Annotated in this window: 18 protein-coding genes; 11 read left to right on the forward strand and 7 right to left on the reverse strand. The window is 57.1% G+C overall.

The annotated features are described in order from the left end of the window. Positions 1–19 precede the first annotated feature (19 nt). The gene (fadA, locus tag BQ9846_RS11300) at positions 20–1,198 is read left to right on the forward strand and encodes an acetyl-CoA C-acyltransferase FadA (protein ID WP_075881060.1); all 1,179 of its coding nucleotides are present in this window, start codon (positions 20–22) and stop codon (positions 1,196–1,198) included. Between the two features lie 62 nt (positions 1,199–1,260). Here the strand turns inward: fadA and BQ9846_RS11305 are convergent, their stop codons facing one another. Continuing rightward, positions 1,261–2,349 (reverse strand): histone deacetylase family protein, encoded by a 1,089-nt coding sequence (locus tag BQ9846_RS11305; protein ID WP_075881061.1) that lies wholly within the window; start codon positions 2,347–2,349, stop codon positions 1,261–1,263. 119 nt (positions 2,350–2,468) lie between these two features. Continuing rightward, positions 2,469–2,930, reverse strand: a complete 462-nt coding sequence (locus BQ9846_RS11310) for a flavodoxin family protein (protein ID WP_075881062.1) — start codon at positions 2,928–2,930, stop codon at positions 2,469–2,471. A 107-nt stretch (positions 2,931–3,037) separates the two neighbouring features. On the opposite strand from BQ9846_RS11310, the gene BQ9846_RS11315 reads away from it, so the two are divergent. From BQ9846_RS11315 to BQ9846_RS11355, 9 genes are all read left to right on the forward strand, one after another. Continuing rightward, a complete protein-coding gene (locus BQ9846_RS11315; protein ID WP_075881063.1) occupies positions 3,038–3,517 on the forward strand; it encodes a YbhB/YbcL family Raf kinase inhibitor-like protein in 480 nt (159 codons plus the stop codon). Positions 3,518–3,542: 25 nt separating this feature from the next. Continuing rightward, positions 3,543–4,109, forward strand: coding sequence for an NnrU family protein (locus BQ9846_RS11320; protein WP_075881064.1), 567 nt, complete (start codon positions 3,543–3,545; stop codon positions 4,107–4,109). 287 nt (positions 4,110–4,396) lie between these two features. Then, positions 4,397–4,861, forward strand: coding sequence for an SUF system Fe-S cluster assembly regulator (locus BQ9846_RS11325; RefSeq protein ID WP_075881065.1), 465 nt, complete (start codon positions 4,397–4,399; stop codon positions 4,859–4,861). A 106-nt stretch (positions 4,862–4,967) separates the two neighbouring features. Further along, positions 4,968–6,410, forward strand: a complete 1,443-nt coding sequence (sufB, locus tag BQ9846_RS11330) for a Fe-S cluster assembly protein SufB (RefSeq protein WP_075881066.1) — start codon at positions 4,968–4,970, stop codon at positions 6,408–6,410. 74 nt (positions 6,411–6,484) lie between these two features. Continuing rightward, on the forward strand, positions 6,485–7,234 hold the full coding sequence (gene sufC / locus BQ9846_RS11335; protein WP_075881067.1) for a Fe-S cluster assembly ATPase SufC: 750 nt from the start codon (positions 6,485–6,487) through the stop codon (positions 7,232–7,234). Next, on the forward strand, positions 7,231–8,574 hold the full coding sequence (gene sufD / locus BQ9846_RS11340; RefSeq protein ID WP_075881068.1) for a Fe-S cluster assembly protein SufD: 1,344 nt from the start codon (positions 7,231–7,233) through the stop codon (positions 8,572–8,574). Before sufC ends, sufD begins: the two co-directional genes overlap by 4 nt. A gap of 27 nt (positions 8,575–8,601) precedes the next feature. Continuing rightward, a complete protein-coding gene (locus BQ9846_RS11345; RefSeq protein ID WP_075881069.1) occupies positions 8,602–9,870 on the forward strand; it encodes a cysteine desulfurase in 1,269 nt (422 codons plus the stop codon). An 18-nt stretch (positions 9,871–9,888) separates the two neighbouring features. After that, positions 9,889–10,458 (forward strand): putative Fe-S cluster assembly protein SufT, encoded by a 570-nt coding sequence (gene sufT, locus BQ9846_RS11350; protein WP_075881070.1) that lies wholly within the window; start codon positions 9,889–9,891, stop codon positions 10,456–10,458. Between the two features lie 87 nt (positions 10,459–10,545). Then, on the forward strand, positions 10,546–11,265 hold the full coding sequence (locus tag BQ9846_RS11355) for a SanA/YdcF family protein (protein WP_075881071.1): 720 nt from the start codon (positions 10,546–10,548) through the stop codon (positions 11,263–11,265). Here BQ9846_RS11355 and BQ9846_RS11360 read toward each other — a convergent pair. The 4 genes from BQ9846_RS11360 to BQ9846_RS11375 form a co-directional block, all read right to left on the reverse strand. Beyond that, positions 11,262–11,708 carry a hypothetical protein gene (locus tag BQ9846_RS11360; RefSeq protein ID WP_075881072.1) on the reverse strand — a complete coding sequence of 149 codons (447 nt, stop codon included), beginning with the start codon at positions 11,706–11,708 and terminating at the stop codon, positions 11,262–11,264. The genes BQ9846_RS11355 and BQ9846_RS11360 overlap by 4 nt on opposite strands. Positions 11,709–11,796: 88 nt before the next feature. Beyond that, complete coding sequence (gene rimK / locus BQ9846_RS11365; protein ID WP_075881073.1) at positions 11,797–12,705, reverse strand: 30S ribosomal protein S6--L-glutamate ligase; 909 nt, start codon at positions 12,703–12,705, stop codon at positions 11,797–11,799. Between the two features lie 70 nt (positions 12,706–12,775). Next, entirely contained in the window at positions 12,776–13,216 is a 441-nt protein-coding gene (locus BQ9846_RS11370) for an ATP-dependent zinc protease family protein (protein ID WP_075881074.1), read from the reverse strand. A gap of 9 nt (positions 13,217–13,225) precedes the next feature. Next, on the reverse strand, positions 13,226–14,263 hold the full coding sequence (locus BQ9846_RS11375; RefSeq protein ID WP_075881075.1) for a DUF3549 family protein: 1,038 nt from the start codon (positions 14,261–14,263) through the stop codon (positions 13,226–13,228). 277 nt (positions 14,264–14,540) lie between these two features. Here BQ9846_RS11375 and BQ9846_RS11380 point away from each other — a divergent pair, with 277 nt between their 5' ends. Continuing rightward, positions 14,541–14,873 carry a YqcC family protein gene (locus tag BQ9846_RS11380; RefSeq protein ID WP_075881076.1) on the forward strand — a complete coding sequence of 111 codons (333 nt, stop codon included), beginning with the start codon at positions 14,541–14,543 and terminating at the stop codon, positions 14,871–14,873. A gap of 59 nt (positions 14,874–14,932) precedes the next feature. Here BQ9846_RS11380 and BQ9846_RS11385 read toward each other — a convergent pair whose 3' ends face one another. Beyond that, positions 14,933–15,568 carry an OmpW/AlkL family protein gene (locus BQ9846_RS11385; RefSeq protein ID WP_075881077.1) on the reverse strand — a complete coding sequence of 212 codons (636 nt, stop codon included), beginning with the start codon at positions 15,566–15,568 and terminating at the stop codon, positions 14,933–14,935. Positions 15,569–15,743 lie beyond the last annotated feature (175 nt).

A 15,743-nucleotide genomic window follows, 5' to 3' on the forward strand; every position in this document is an offset into this window, starting at 1 on the left:
CGCGCTAAGGAGACAAAAGATGAGCTTGAACCCAAGAGATATCGTGGTGGTCGATGCAACGCGCACCGCCATGGCCAAAGCCAAAAACGGCGCTTTCCGCCATGTACGCGCTGAGAACCTATCGGCGGCAGTGATGCAGTCGCTGTTTACGCGTAACCCGAATTTAGATCCCACGGAAGTGGATGACGTGATCTGGGGGTGCGTTAACCAGACGCTAGAGCAGGCGATGAACATTGCCCGTAATGCGGCGATCATGACCGGTATTCCGCGCAGCGTGCCCGCGCAGACGGTCAACCGCTTGTGTGGTTCGTCGATGACCGCGCTGCACATTGCCGCAGCCAATATCAAAGCGGGAATGGGCGATTTCTATGTGATCGGCGGCGTTGAGCACATGGAGCACGTGCCCATGACGCACGGTGTCGACGTCAATCCGGCGGCAAGTAAGCATGCGGCGAAAGCGGCCATGATGATGGGCTTAACCGCGGAGCTTTTAGGCAAGATGCACGGAATCGCGCGTGAAGATCAGGATAAATTCGGGGTGCGTTCGCATCAGCGCGCGCAGGCGGCGATGGAGAAAGGCTACTTCGATAACGAAATTATCGGCGTGGAAGGGCACGATCAGCGTGGCTTTAAAGTGTTGGTGAAAAACGATGAAGTCATTCGTGCTGACGCCAGCCTGGAGTCGATGGCAAGCCTTAAGCCCGTTTTTGATCCGCGCGGGGGGACGGTCACAGCGGGTACGTCATCGGCGCTTTCGGTGGGTGCCTCGGCGATGGCGTTGATGAGCTATGAGCGCGCCCAGGCGCTAGGGCTTGAGCCGATCGCCAAAGTGCTCTCGACCGGGGTGGCGGGCTGCGATGCCTCTATTATGGGCTACGGTCCAGTGCCCGCGTCCAAAAAAGCCCTCAAAGCCGCCGGTTTGTCCGCCGATGATATTCAAACCGTCGAGCTCAACGAAGCCTTTGCCGCCCAAGGTTTGCCAGTGCTAAAAGATCTGGGCTTTCTCGACGACATGGACGAAAAGGTCAATCTGCACGGCGGTGCCATTGCGCTGGGTCACCCTCTCGGTTGCTCCGGCTCGCGTATCTGCACCACGCTACTCAATGTGATGCAACAGCGCGATACCACCCTCGGGCTTGCCACCATGTGCATTGGCATGGGGCAGGGGGTGGCCACGGTGTTTGAACGGCTCAAGTAATGGTGATGTGAAATCGTTAGCTAGGTAAATAGTAAAACGGCACTCTTCGAGTGCCGTTTAAGCTATTGGGCCTGGAAGGCGTTGAGGTGAAATTTAGCCGCCGCTTCGACTTCAGCAATGCCGCAGGTGTCGGGCTCCGGCACGCTATTGCCCGCCAGCACCGAGAGCACGGCTCTTGTGCCCCTAGCCAGCGATTCCAGGTTGTAACCCCCTTCGAGTACAAACACCAGCCGGCCTTCACAATACTGCTCGGCAAGTCGTTGTAAAAAACCTGTCAAGGCACCAAAGCCCTCATAGGAAACATTGAGGGCTAAATCGTGCCAATGGGGATCAAACCCGGCTGAAACGAGAATGATATCGGGCTTAAACCAGTCGGTAGCCGGTGCCAGAATCTCGCGAAATGCCTTGAGGTAGGCTTCATCGCCGGCCCCAGCGGGAAGCGGTACATTAATTGTGGTGCCTTCACCCAAGCCGGCGCCGACTTCTTCAAGATGGCCGGAGCCTGGGTAGAAGGGCGCGGCGCGATGGATATCAAAAAACATCACATCGGGGTCAGCCCAAAAAATATCCTGCGTGCCATTGCCGTGGTGCGCATCCCAGTCGACGATCAGCACTCGCTCCATGCCCAGCGCGCTGCGTGCGTGTGCCGCCGCGACAGCGACATTGTTGAATAAGCAAAATCCCCGCGCCCGCACCGGTTCAGCGTGATGCCCCGGTGGGCGTATGAGCGCAAAAGAACTCTTGGCGCGTTTTTCGATCACAGATTCCACGGCAGCAATGGCCGTGCCCGCGGCGACCTCGGCCGCTTCGACACTACCCGGCGAGACCGCTGTGGTATCCACGTCCAACCAAGCGTTTTTGCCTCGTAAGCTGAAAATATCGCTTAAGTAAGACGTTGTATGCACCCGGGCTAACTGCTCATGCGTGGCAACTTTTCCGCCTTCGATACAAAGCCCCTCGATGGGATTTGTCTCAAGTAGCTGCTGAATGGCCACTAGCCGCCCGGGATGTTCGGGGTACTTCCAGGGTAGGGAGAGCCCTGAAAGTAATTGCCGAATTCGCTTGTCGATGCGGTCGGGTAAAAAATCGGCATCGATATTAGGTTCGTGAGCGAGAACACGATCATCATAAAACGCGATGACATTGTGCATAATGGTTACCTGGTATACGTAGTTAGATAACGTAATAGCGGCGCGTGGTGAGGTAAGCCGCCATTAGCGCGACAGGCACAAAATGCTTCTTCATAGATAGTAAGGCAGGCTTCTCCGAGTTACACAATGCCATTTTCCAAACTAACCGCTAAATACATGGAGAGTTCTTCCACCTGATTGGCAAAGTCATCCTGCCATTCACCGCGTAGGATCAGTGGTGGTTGAACCCATCGCCAGCGCAGGCCCGTAACAATGCTTTCGATGGCGCGCTGCGTACCGGTGCCATCGTGTCCTGCGCGAATGTAAAGTCCAAACGGGAGCCCTTGCTTTTCTTCGATAACCGAGTAGTAACAGCGATCAAAAAGATCTTTTGTCAGACCTGCCATGTAGCCTAGGTTTTCGGTGGTGCCTAGAAGCACGGCGTCGCAGGCGAGTATGTCATCCGCTGTGGTGTCCTGCGGGGCTTTAACCACGCAGCGCACGTTATCGATATCCTCATGACATGCTCCACGTAAGGCGGCGTCGCGCAGGCGCTGGGTATTGGGCGAAGGGGCGTGCGAGATCAGTAACAGGGTTTTCATTGAGGTCTCCGCTAACGATCCAGAAGGCTTGCCATGTTGACACGGCGGCGTGTTTCTATAACGCTAAAATCTCAGATTTAGTGAGACAACGCAGCGAGGAGATTCGTATGGCATTTGCTCTTTCCGACATGCAAGTTACCAGTAACGCCTTTGGTCACCATCGCGATATTCCCACTCAGTATACCGGCGAGGGTGAGGACATTTCCCCGGCGCTCGCGTGGCAAGGGGCACCCGAAGGCACCCAGGGGTTTGCCGTGATTTGTCACGATCCCGACGCTCCGCTGGTGCAGGAGGGGAGTTATGGTTTTGTGCACTGGGTGCTCTACAACTTGCCGGGGACATTGACCGAGCTGAAGGAGAATACCCAAGAGGGCGCCGCCGGGAAGAACGATTTCGGCAACGTGGGCTACGGTGGCCCCATGCCGCCGGAAGGTCACGGCAAGCACCACTACTACTTCTGGGTGCTGGCGCTTGACCGTCAAACTTCACTGCCAGAAGGGCTCACGCTACCCGAGCTATTAAAAGAGCTCGAACCCAATCTCCTCGGCATGAACCGTTTGATTGGCACCTATAAGCGCCAAGGTTAAAGCCCGATCAGAAAAGGAAGCAGTGATGACGGTGATGATTCTCGGCCTGGTCATATTTCTCGGGATGCATTCGGTGCGCATCGTCGCTGCCGATTGGCGCCAAACCCAGATTCAGCGCCTGGGCCTAATGCCATGGAAAGCCCTCTATTCGGTGATCTCGATCGTCGGACTGGGCCTGGCAATCTGGGGCTATGGACGGATGCGGCTGGATCCTATCTTCTTGTGGTCGCCGCCGAGTGGCCTTGCCCACCTTGTGGCCTTGCTGATGATTCCTGCCTTCATCCTGCTAGTGGCGGCCTATGTACCCGGCAATCACCTCAAGGCGCGCTTGGGTCATCCCATGATTCTTGCCGTGAAACTCTGGGCTTTCTCTCACTTGCTCATCAACGGTCGTCTGGGTGACATTGTTTTCTTTGGCGCCTTTCTGGTCTGGGCCATCTTCGACTTTCGTGATATGCGCCGTCGTTCCCAGCAGCCACAACCCGCGCCCCGCATGGTGAGCACCTTGGCCACCGTGGTCATCGGCCTTGTGGCCTACTACCTTTTTGCCTTCCATCTGCACGTCTGGGTCACAGGAGTGCCGGTGATGTGAAGGCATAATGCTTCCGCCTTCTGTTCAATCTTGCCCGCCCTGGTTTCTTACCTCGGCGGGTTTTTCGTGTTCACGCGGAGGCAGCGAGAATGAAATGCAGGAGTATTTATAAATGATAATGATTGTTGTTTTTGCCGATAAAAGCGCCGATCGTGCTGTGAAAATACGGGATAATTGTTGAGTATTTTACTCAGGGTCTTCACATCAAATTTATACAGGACTAAAATGGTACCCAATTAAATGCTCGGCCCTGCAGTGGCCAGGGCTAGCGTAAAGAGGGAGACAGTATGCTCAAGCTTTCGCGGCTAACCGACTATGCGGCAGTGGTGATGGCGCAAATTGCGAGGCATCCCCAACAAGCGCACGCCGCAGCAGAACTGGCCGAGGCGGTGCAGCTTCCTCACCCCACGGTGAGCAAAACGCTGAAAATGCTGGTCAAGGCGAAGCTTTTGGTCTCGCAGCGCGGCGCCCAGGGCGGTTACCGCTTGGCACGACCGGCCTCCCAGATTACTGCCGCCGATATTATCGCCGCTATTGAAGGGCCGGTGGCAATGACCGAATGCAGCCAGGCCGAGGGCGACTGTGAGCTAGCCGCCACCTGCGGGGTCGCCGATAACTGGCAGCGCGTATCGCTTGCGATGCGCACCTTACTTGAGAGCGTGACACTTTCGCACTTAGCGGATACCACGCCCATTAAACTTCCCGTACAGCTACCAATTCAAAGCGTCAGCGTGGCGGCGGTTTCCGCCTAGCGTAAGCACTATGAGCGTAAGCACGATGCGCACCGGTTTTGCGGATGAATTTTTATTGATTACGGCGAGCTAACCTCGCCACCCCAACTGCCCGGAGGGTATGACCATGGCAACTGAAGAAATGGAACAGTTGGTTCGTCGCGAATATAAAGAAGGCTTTGTCACCGATATCGAAAGTGACACGCTGCCGCCCGGCTTGGATGAAAACACCATCGCCTTTATTTCCCAGAAAAAAGGCGAGCCGGAGTGGATGCTGGAGTGGCGCCTCGACGCGTATCGCCAGTGGCTCAAGATGAAAGAGCCCTCCTGGGCGCATTTGAACTACCCCCCGATCGACTACCAAGCGATCTCTTACTTCAGCGCGCCGAAGCGCCCGGAGGATCGCCCCCAAAGCTTGGATGAAGTCGATCCCAAACTTCTGGAGACCTACGAAAAACTGGGCATTCCGCTCCACGAACGCGCCGCCCTAGCGGGGGTGGCCGTCGACGCCGTATTCGATTCGGTCTCCGTGGCGACCACCTTCAAAGAGACCCTCGCGGAAGCCGGCGTGATCTTCTGCTCGATTTCAGAAGCCGTGCGCGACTACCCCGAGCTGGTGAAGCAGTATCTAGGCACCGTCGTGCCCAAAAACGATAACTACTTTGCCGCGCTTAACTCCGCCGTATTCACCGATGGCTCGTTCGTCTTCGTGCCCAAGGGCGTGAAGTGCCCCATGGAGCTCTCCACGTACTTCCGCATTAACGCGGCCAATACCGGGCAGTTTGAGCGCACCCTGATCGTCTGTGAAAGCGGCGCGGAAGTCTCCTACCTCGAAGGCTGTACCGCACCGATGCGCGACGAGAACCAGCTCCACGCGGCGGTGGTTGAGTTAGTGGCGCTAGACGATGCCTACATCAAATACTCCACCGTGCAGAACTGGTACCCGGGCGACGAAGAGGGCAAAGGCGGCATCTATAACTTTGTGACCAAGCGTGGTGACTGCCGCGGCGATCGCTCGCGCATCAGCTGGACGCAGGTAGAGACCGGTTCGGCGATTACCTGGAAATACCCCTCCTGCATGCTGCGCGGCAAAGAAAGCATCGGGGAGTTCTACTCCGTGGCGGTCACTAACGGCCGTCAGCAGGCCGATACCGGCACCAAGATGGTTCACATCGGCGAAGGCACGCGCTCCTACATCGTCGCCAAGGGTATTTCGGCCGGCAAGAGCGATCAGTCCTATCGCGGGTTGGTGAAAATCGGACCACGAGCCAAAGGCGCGCGCAACTTTACCCAATGCGATTCGCTGTTGATCGGCGATACCTGTGGGGCGCACACCTTCCCGTATCAAGAGATTGGCAACAGCACCGCGACCGTCGAGCACGAAGCGACCACCTCCAAAATTGGGGAAGATCAGCTCTTCTACTGCCAGAGCCGCGGTATTTCAGAAGAGGACGCGGTGAGCATGATCGTCAATGGCTTCTGTAAAGATGTCTTCCAGGAGTTGCCGATGGAGTTTGCCGTCGAGGCGGAAGCCCTCTTGAGCGTCACCCTCGAAGGCGCCGTGGGTTAATTCCCCGCTATCACAGATAGGCGTGCGTTGCGTTATGCAGCGCGCCACTCATACGAATATTGAAAGGGTTTACCATGCTTGAAGTTAACGATTTGCACGTCAAAGTTGAAGGTAATGAAATTCTCAAAGGGCTGTCCTTAACCATTAACGCGGGGGAAGTACATGCCCTGATGGGCCCCAATGGCGCGGGCAAGTCGACCCTCTCCGCTGTCATTGCGGGTAAAGACGGCTATGAGGTCACGCAGGGCTCGATCACTTTTGAAGGCAAAGACGTTCTTGAGATGGAGATCGAAGAGCGCGCCCAGGCGGGGCTTTTGCTCGGTTTTCAGTACCCGGTGGAAATCCCGGGGGTAAAAAACATCTACCTATTGAAAGCCGCGCTTAATGCGCAACGTGTGGCGCGCGGTGAAAGCGAAATCCCGGCGCCAGAGTTCATGAAGCTGGTCAGAGAGCAGCTTAACTTCATGAAAATGGACCCGAGTTTTCTGCAGCGCGCGGTCAATGAAGGCTTCTCCGGCGGGGAGAAAAAGCGCAACGAAATCCTCCAGATGCTGGTGCTACAGCCAAAACTCGCAATGCTCGACGAGATTGACTCGGGGCTGGATATCGACGCCATGAAGGTCGTCGCCGACGGGGTCAACAGCCTGCGCGACCAGGAGCGTGCCATCCTGCTGGTGACGCACTATCAGCGCCTGCTCGATTACATCGTGCCGGATAAAGTGCACGTGTTGGTCGATGGCCGCATCGTGAAAAGCGGCGATGCGGAACTGGCGAAACAGCTGGAAGCACACGGCTACGAAGGTATTGAGGAGTCTGCGGCATGAGCGAGGTATTCACCTTTTTGGAAACGCTGAAAGCGCGCAACCAAGAGCGGGTCGCGGAGCCGACCTGGATCGCGGCGCGTCGCCAAGCGGGTGCGGCGCGTTTTGAGGCCATGGGCTTCCCCACCCGCCGCGACGAAGAGTGGAAGTACACCGACGTCCGCGCCATTTCTGAGGGTAACTTTACCCTGGCGAAAGACGCCGAGTTCTCCCAAGCTGGGGCGGCGGCGCTCACGCTTCCCATCGATGCCCATCGGCTGACGTTTGTGGACGGTGTTTTCTCCGCGCCACTGTCGGATCTCGACGGTCTGCCGCAAGGGGTACACGTTCTGCCGCTTTCGCAAGCGCTGCACGACAACCACGAAGCCGTAGGCGGGCCGCTCGGTCGCTTGACCGGCGTTGAGTTTTCGCCTTTTGCCGCGCTCAATACCGCCTTTATGGAAGAGGGGGCGGTGGTGCGTATCGCGCCGGGCACCGTGGTGGAAAAACCTATCTTGCTGCAGTTCTTGTCGCGCGCCAACGCCGAGCCAACCATGTGCCATCCGCGGGTATTGGTCGAAGCGGCAGGGCGTTGCGAGGCCACGCTGATTGAGCATTATACCGGCGAGGACGAGGCGCAAAACTTCACTAACGTGGTGGGTGAGTACATGCTCGACCGCGGCGCGATCCTCAATCACTACAAATTGCAGGAAGCGCCGCTAGGCGACTACCACGTGGCGAGCATGCACGTGGAGCAGAATCGCGACAGCCGCTACAGCTCCTATAACCTGAACCTGGGGGGGGCGCTGGTACGCAATGACCTGATCAGCGATTTGAACGGCAAGGGCGCTGAAGCCAACTTTCTGGGGCTGTTCTTCGGCCAAGGCCGCCAGCACGTGGATAACCATACCAAGGTCAACCACAATGCGCCGCTGACGTTCTCCAACGAGAACTACAAGGGCATCTTGGGCGATCGCGCCCATGGCGTTTTCAACGGCAAGGTATTTGTTAAGCGCGACAGTCAAAAGATTGAGGGCTTTCAAAGCAACCAAAACTTGCTGCTCTCCGATCGCGCGCGCATCGACGCCAAGCCCGAGCTTGAGATCTACGCCGACGATGTGAAGTGCTCCCACGGCACCACCACCGGTCAACTTGACGAAGAGGCAGTGTATGCCTTGCGCACCCGCGGTATCGATGAGGCCACGGCGCGAGCGCTACTCACTCTCGCCTTTGCCGGCGAAGTGCTTGAAGAGGTCACGCTGGATGCCATCTCCGAGCGGGTCGAGTTGGCGGTGGCCGGCAAGTTGCCCGAGCGCTTCAACTTGACCGGGCTTGTCGAAACCGCCACAGCGCTTAACGAGTGATCGCGCACCGATTATAAGGAGTGATGAATGTCCCACACCGTTGATGCCGCGGCCCCCGCACTAAGCGCCGCGCCGGCGTTCGATCTTGCTGCCCTGCGTGATGACTTCCCGATACTTAGCCGAGAAGTTCACGGCAAACCGCTGGTGTATCTGGATAATGCCGCGACAAGCCAAACGCCGCGTCAGGTGATTGAGGTATTTAATGACTACTACAGCCGTTATAACGCCAATATTCACCGTGGGTTGCATACGCTGGCGGACGAAGCCACGGGCGCATTCGAAGGCACCCGCGAAACGGTGCGGGCATTTCTTAACGCGGAAGATTTGCGTCAAATCATCTTTACCCGGGGTACCACCGAGGCGATCAACCTTGTGGCCAACAGCTGGGGGCGCGCTAATCTAGGACCCGACGACGAGGTACTGGTGTCGCTGTTGGAGCACCACTCCAATATCGTGCCGTGGCAGCTTCTCTCTCGTGAGATTGGCTTCACCCTTAAAGTGATCCCCGTCGATACCGATGGCGCGCTGGATATGGCGGCCTATCGCGGCTTACTCAATGAGCGCACCAAGCTCGTGGCGGTCAACCATGTATCGAATGCCCTGGGCACGATTAACCCGGTCACCGAAATGGCCACGCTCGCCCATCAGGCGGGCGCTAAAATCTTAGTCGATGGCGCCCAGGCTACGCCGCACCAAATGGTCGACGTTCAAGCTATCGACGCTGACTTTTACGCCTTTTCCGGCCATAAAGTTTATGGTCCCACGGGTGTAGGTGCGCTTTACGGCAAGCGCGAGCTTTTAGAGGCAATGCCGCCTTGGCAGGGCGGTGGTGAAATGATCAGTACCGTCTCGTTTACCGAGGGTACGACGTTTGCCGCGATACCGCATAAGTTTGAAGCGGGAACTCCCGCCATTGCCGAAGTTATCGCGCTACGCCGTGCGCTTGAGTGGGTGCAGGATGTTGGGATTGCCGCGATTAGCGATTGGGAGCACCAACTGCTGACCTACGCGACGCAACGGGTACGGGAGATCGATGGACTGCGTATTTTAGGCACAGCGCCGCACAAAGCCGGGGTGCTCTCTTTTGTGGTAGAGGGCGCTCACTCCCAAGATATTGGCCTTCTTATTGATCAGTTGGGCGTGGCGATTCGTACCGGTCACCACTGTGCCCAGCCGCTCCTGCACCATTTTGGCGTCGATGCGACGTGCCGTGCTTCGTTTGCCGCGTATAATACGCTGGAAGAAGTTGATACCTTTGTCGCGGCACTTAAGCGCGTCATCGATATGGTGCGCTAGGCATTAGCAAGGAGCGTTATGGATATTGAACAAATCGCTCAGTTAGAGAGAGGGCAGACGCTTCCGCTCCAGCGCGATGTGGAAGCAATTGCCATCCCTTTCGGCAAGAGCGAAATGCTGCCCGAGGATAGTGTGGTCAGTGTCATGCAGGCCAAGGGCAGTTCGGTGAGCGTGGGCTTCGAAGGGCGCCTTTACTTGATCGAAGGCAGTAATCTCGATGCCTTGGGGTTAGAGTCGCTACCTCGTCCTACGCTGCATGAAGACGCCACGGACGATGAGATTGAGCAGTTTGTCTGGGATCAGTTGCGAACCTGCTTCGATCCGGAAATTCCGGTTAACATCGTGGATTTGGGCTTGGTATATGGCTGCCGTATTGAGCGCTTGATCAACGGTGAGCGGATTGTCACTATCCGGATGACGTTAACCGCGCCGGGCTGTGGCATGGGCGATGTGATTGCCGCCGACGCGCGCAATAAAATCTTGGGAGCGCCGCAAATTAGCAAGGTGCATACCGAGATCGTCTTTAGCCCGCCCTGGAGCCGCGACATGATGAGTGATGAGGCCAAGCTTGAACTGGGCATGTTTTAACCCCCCAGACGTATGCCGGCACATTTTATACCACCGCGTTTTGCCGCGATGCCGGTAAGGTGCCTGGTATGGTTAAAGGGACTTTTGATGTCGCTAGGAGCGTTGCTGCTGCTGGCGGCATTGTTGTTTTTAGCGGGTAATGCTTGGGTCATCGCCCGCTCCTCTCCCTATATTGAGTCAGCGATTAACCAGTGTGGCCCCGCTCGCGTGGGGGTGGTGTTTGGCACCTCGCACTGGACCCGCAGCGGGCTGCGTAACCCCCACTTTCACGCGCGTATGAGAACCGCTGCCGCCCTTATTGAGGCTGGCCGCGTGGAGCACTTGCTGCTTTCCGGTGATAACCGCACGCGAGCATACAACGAACCGCGCGCCATGTGGCAAGCGTTAACCCAGCGTAATGTCGCGCCCGAGCGGCTAACGCTGGATTTTGCTGGCTTTAGCACCTTCGATACGCTTGTGCGGGCACAAAATGTGTTTTTACTCAACGATGCGGTGTTGATTACCCAGCGCTGGCACTTGCCGCGGGCGATATTTATCGGCCGCGCTCTGGGCATGGAGGTCGTGGGATGCGCCGCCAACGTGGATGCGGCTAAGGGCGAATGGCGCTTAAAAGTACGTGAATGGTTCGCGCGGGTCGCGATGCTGGGCGATCTCTACATTTGGCATCGCGAACCCTATTTTCTAGGGCCCGCTGAGCCAATTATCACGCCACCGAGTAGACTGCCGCCACGCATGAGCCGTGGTGAATTCGTTCCCCTGCCGCTCGACGCCAGCGCGCTTGGCGCTGATGAGAAGTGGCGCCTTTAACGCCGCTGTTTACGCTTTTGTAGCCCGTAAAGCTCGCGAATGAGCTGGCGGCAGTTTTTCATGCACTCCTCGACTACCGGCTCGATAGGGTCGGGCAGCGGGTGGGTGAAAAGCGTCGATAGCGCCTGCATCAGCACGCGCTCTTGCTCTAACAGCTCATTGATGAGGACTTGGCTGTCGTTACCGACAAAACTTTTAAGCCGACTCCAGAGCCAAAGGAAGTCGTCGCGCTCCACGTCCGCGTCTCTCGGCAGCATTTTTAGATGGTGGCGGGCAAGCTCCTGCAGCTTGCGCATGTACTCAAGGCGCTGTTCGTAGTACGGCTTAAGCGCCTCGCGCAGGGAAGGGCGCAGGCGTTCTACATTATCCTGAAAATAATCAATGCTGTCGGCCAGCGCTTCTAGCACGCTGTCCATCGCCACTTGGCGATTGTCGAGAAACATGAGCGTCTACCTCCTTCGGTGACGCAGATTGTGGCGGTGGCAGCGCGCTTTTGCCACCCCTTCAATGGATTATTTTTACGTTTTGACCTTAGCCTTTTGGCTTGGGGGGTGCCTTGCGCGGCGCAATGGCGTTCTTCTCAATATGCTCGATAATCATTCCGGCGACATCTTTACCGGTGGCGGTCTCAATACCTTGCAGGCCAGGCGAGGAGTTGACTTCCATGATCACTGGGCCGTGGTTGGAGCGTAACAAATCAACCCCCGCTACCCTCAGCCCCATCGCCTTCGCCGCGCGAATGGCGGTCGAGCGCTCTTCCGGGGTGATACGGATAACGCTGGCGCTACCGCCACGGTGCAGGTTTGAGCGAAACTCGCCCTCGGCCGCTTGGCGCTTCATCGAGGCGACGACCTTATCGCCGATGACAAAGCAGCGAATATCCGCGCCTTTAGCCTCTTTGATGTACTCCTGCACCATGATATTGGCTTTCATGCCCATGAACGCTTGAATGACGGACTCCGCCGCCTGGTTGGTTTCGGCGAGCACGACGCCAATCCCTTGCGTACCTTCAAGCAGCTTGATCACCAGCGGAGCGCCTTTGACCATGGTGATGAGGTCGGGAATATCATCCGGCGAGTGGGCAAAGCCGGTGATCGGTAACCCCAGCCCTTTACGCGAAAGCAGTTGTAGTGAGCGCAACTTATCGCGCGAACGGGTAATGGCCACGGAGTCGTTGAGCACGTAGGTGCTCATCATTTCGAATTGGCGCAACACCGCGCAGCCATAAAACGTGACCGACGAGCCGATACGCGGAATCACCGCGTCAAAGGGCTCAATCTCTTCACCCTTGTAGTGAATCGACGGGTGGTGGGAGGCGATGCTCATGTAACACCGTAGAGTGTCGACCACACGCGCCGTATGGCCACGGTTCTCCGCCGCCTCGATTAGACGCCGGGTAGAGTACAAATTGCGATTTCGAGAAAGCAAGGCGATATGCATGGGAGGCTCCGTGCCAGTCTAAATTGGTCTTAGCGACAATGATCTTGGCGACAACGTGGGTTGCACCCCGTTAGGGCTCACCGTGTAAAAAAGCGGCACCCGGGGCAACCAGCAAGCGGCGCATCGCGCGGCGCCCAAGCAACATCGGATGGCGCATATTGCTTCGATCGGTGAGCGTCAATTCCACGGGAAAACTTAGCTCGCCCATCTGCATCGGTGTGCGGATGACGTAGCGCCATTCGCTGTGGCCGTTGGAGCTGGTGATACGGCGCCGGTCGTGCAGGTGCAGCTTTACCTGGTGGGCCGGGGTTTCGGGTCCGCCGCTGTGAGTCACGAAACTGACCCATAGTTGCCCGTGCTTATCTTCGGAGGTATGGATCTCCTCGGCATGCAGCGCCGATGTCCGTGCGCCGGTATCCGCTTTGCAGCACAGGTGCAAATTGAGCTCGGGCAGACTGACCATTTCACGCCGACCGATAATGGCTTTTGCTTGAAAAGGTAGCTCCTTCACGGTACCTCCTTAATCATCCATAGCACGTTGAGTGATAGCCGCAAGCCGCTGTTGAACAGGCGAGCCTGGTGGCGCATCACGCAATAGCATGATGACCGGTAGGCGCAGTCGCGGAATTAACGCGAGATCGCGAACAGCGGCGCCGAAGTCACTGCGAGTTTCTTCCGCCAGGCGCGTCAAAAAAAGCGGCAGGCGTGCGCTATCTTCCAAATGCATCCAGCCGCGGCCGGCTATCGCCGCGAGTAAGTCGGGTCCGCAGGCGTGGGCGTCTTCTAGCAGTTGATGGTACCACTCGCCGACGTGGGATGCCTGGCTACTACCCACCGCACGGACACAGGCGCATAGGGTTTCCACATCGCCTTGTTGCGCCGCCAGCTCACCGCGGTCGCGTAGGGCATTCACTAATGTGGCGGGCAGGGCGACGTGCTCCAAGCAGTAGCAGAGTGAGTGCAACATCGCGACCGGCAGGGTCTCAAGGGAACAGGCGAGTTGCTGCGTTTGGGTGTCATCCATACGCACGACAAAATCGGCCACACCCTGAAGCCCCAGCGCCTGCCAGTCGAAGCTTTGCTGACGGCTGATATAAGCCTCGACGGGTTCTAAGTGCTGACTGGCGGGTAAATCGAGATCATGGGTCGCGCGGGCGTTGAGCATCGCCTGAAACGGCAGGGTTGGCGTGAACGCCAGCGGGTTATCCTTCATTAAGTGCTCAACCTCGCAAGCGCTCTCTTCATTGAGCGCCGCGCTGCGCCCTAGCGTTTCGAGCAGGCGCTGCAAGAACGCATCCCGCTGGGCTGGGGATAAATGCCCCTGCTCATCCAGCGGTAGGCTGAGAAACCAAATAGCCGGCTCGGGCATATTGCCTAAGCGAAATACAATGCCCAGGCGTGCTTGCCCCTGCCAAGGCTCGGGCCAAGGCGCGTTGCCAGTTTCAAGTGCCGTCAACGCATCGCGTGGGCAGGGAGTGACCCTTCGCCCCATATGGTAAAGCGAGACATCCGCGCCGCTGCGCAAAAAAAAGTCATCAAGCGTATGAATAGGTTGCATGGCATCCTTCCGCGTATTGAGCGAGCACTTTACCTTGCCGCTTGGCGAGTGTCAGCCGGGCGGGGCAAAAAAACGTTCAGCGGATTTTTTTGCTGGTTAAATAATAAACAGACACCGCGAAGGCCCATGAGAGCAGCGCAAACGTCACCTTTCCATAGTTTATCCACAGGCTCTTGCAAGGTTTCTGTGAATCTATCCTCAAGGAGGAGAGGGGCGGGTAGCCGGGAGAAAATCGGACTGGGATAATAGGAGGATATTTCACAAGCGAGACACAGCGATGACAGTGCATCAGCAGTTAGCAAAGGCGCTAGAGGAGTTGGAAGCCACCCTTAAGGCGGCAAACCTTTGGCGTGTCGAGGAGCCGAGCCCGGCAGATTTCACCAGCCAGCAGCCGTTTTGTGTCGACACCATGGCGTTACCCCAGTGGCTACGCTTTGTGTTTATCCAACGCTTGCGGGCACTCGCGGAGGCGAAAGCACCGATGCCGGCAAAGTGCGAGGTAGCGCCGGCGGTGGCGGCGTATCTTCAGCAGGAGAAAGTTCGAGCGAGCGACCAGCTTTTGGTCGTGCGCTCCGTGGAGAGGGTGGATAAGCTGGTGACGGAAAACTGACGTAACGAACGCAACAGCCCGCCAAAAGGCGGGCTGTTGTCTTTAAGCGCCGTGACTGCTTAGAAGCGGTAGCTAACACCCGCCATGACCACGACCGGGTCAATTTCAACGGTGCCCGCATCAGCACTGCCTACTTTGGCATCCGCATCGATATCGATGTACCAAGCAGCGGCGTTCAGCGCCCAGTTATCGTCGATCAGTAAGTCCACACCTAGCTGACCGGCAAAGCCCCACGAATCATCCAGCTCCAGTGATGCACCGATATCGGTTTCCTCATCAGAGAAGCGCGTGTAGTTAAAACCCACGCCAGCGTAAGGCTGAACACGTGCATCGGTGCCGCCCAAGGGATAGTACTGGGCTGTTACAGTGGGGGGTAGGTGCTTTGTTGAGCCATCTGTAACACCTTCAACCTGTAGGTCATGCTTGAAGGGAAGAGCTGCTAATAATTCCACACCCATTTTGTCGTGGAAGCGATAGCCTAATGTAAATGCAAACTGTGCTTCGTCGTCGACGTTGACATCGTAATCAGCGCCACCGATGTTGAGTGACCCATTATCACTGGCAGGCTCAACTTTGGCTACGCCAACGCGCGTATAAAAATCACCCGCGCCGTAAGCAAACGCCTGGCTGGAGGTGGTGATGGCAGCGGCGGCGATACCGGCCGCGAGAAGGGTAGGCAGAGCAACTTTGCGCATGGGTACAACTCCTTGCAAGAAACAGTGGTTACCGACGGGGCAACCGCTTGATGAAGACAACCGCTTACTGAATAGCGTGGATTTTAGCGGTCACTTGCCTTGCGGATATTGACCTGGCGCAAGAGTTAATCGCCTGCTGGAGCAGGATCAAAAAAGGCCACCCGAAGGTGGCCTA

Origin of the sequence: Vreelandella massiliensis (assembly GCF_900155385.1) — a bacterium.
Classification (GTDB): domain Bacteria; phylum Pseudomonadota; class Gammaproteobacteria; order Pseudomonadales; family Halomonadaceae; genus Vreelandella; species Vreelandella massiliensis.

Coding starts and splice junctions, on each gene's coding strand:
- fadA (WP_075881060.1), top strand. CDS start 20: ATGAGCTTGAACCCAAGAGATATCGTGGTGGTCGATGCAACGCGCACC.
- BQ9846_RS11305 (WP_075881061.1), bottom strand. CDS start 2,349: ATGCACAATGTCATCGCGTTTTATGATGATCGTGTTCTCGCTCACGAA.
- BQ9846_RS11310 (WP_075881062.1), bottom strand. CDS start 2,930: ATGAAAACCCTGTTACTGATCTCGCACGCCCCTTCGCCCAATACCCAG.
- BQ9846_RS11315 (WP_075881063.1), top strand. CDS start 3,038: ATGGCATTTGCTCTTTCCGACATGCAAGTTACCAGTAACGCCTTTGGT.
- BQ9846_RS11320 (WP_075881064.1), top strand. CDS start 3,543: ATGACGGTGATGATTCTCGGCCTGGTCATATTTCTCGGGATGCATTCG.
- BQ9846_RS11325 (WP_075881065.1), top strand. CDS start 4,397: ATGCTCAAGCTTTCGCGGCTAACCGACTATGCGGCAGTGGTGATGGCG.
- sufB (WP_075881066.1), top strand. CDS start 4,968: ATGGCAACTGAAGAAATGGAACAGTTGGTTCGTCGCGAATATAAAGAA.
- sufC (WP_075881067.1), top strand. CDS start 6,485: ATGCTTGAAGTTAACGATTTGCACGTCAAAGTTGAAGGTAATGAAATT.
- sufD (WP_075881068.1), top strand. CDS start 7,231: ATGAGCGAGGTATTCACCTTTTTGGAAACGCTGAAAGCGCGCAACCAA.
- BQ9846_RS11345 (WP_075881069.1), top strand. CDS start 8,602: ATGTCCCACACCGTTGATGCCGCGGCCCCCGCACTAAGCGCCGCGCCG.
- sufT (WP_075881070.1), top strand. CDS start 9,889: ATGGATATTGAACAAATCGCTCAGTTAGAGAGAGGGCAGACGCTTCCG.
- BQ9846_RS11355 (WP_075881071.1), top strand. CDS start 10,546: ATGTCGCTAGGAGCGTTGCTGCTGCTGGCGGCATTGTTGTTTTTAGCG.
- BQ9846_RS11360 (WP_075881072.1), bottom strand. CDS start 11,708: ATGTTTCTCGACAATCGCCAAGTGGCGATGGACAGCGTGCTAGAAGCG.
- rimK (WP_075881073.1), bottom strand. CDS start 12,705: ATGCATATCGCCTTGCTTTCTCGAAATCGCAATTTGTACTCTACCCGG.
- BQ9846_RS11375 (WP_075881075.1), bottom strand. CDS start 14,263: ATGCAACCTATTCATACGCTTGATGACTTTTTTTTGCGCAGCGGCGCG.
- BQ9846_RS11380 (WP_075881076.1), top strand. CDS start 14,541: ATGACAGTGCATCAGCAGTTAGCAAAGGCGCTAGAGGAGTTGGAAGCC.
- BQ9846_RS11385 (WP_075881077.1), bottom strand. CDS start 15,568: ATGCGCAAAGTTGCTCTGCCTACCCTTCTCGCGGCCGGTATCGCCGCC.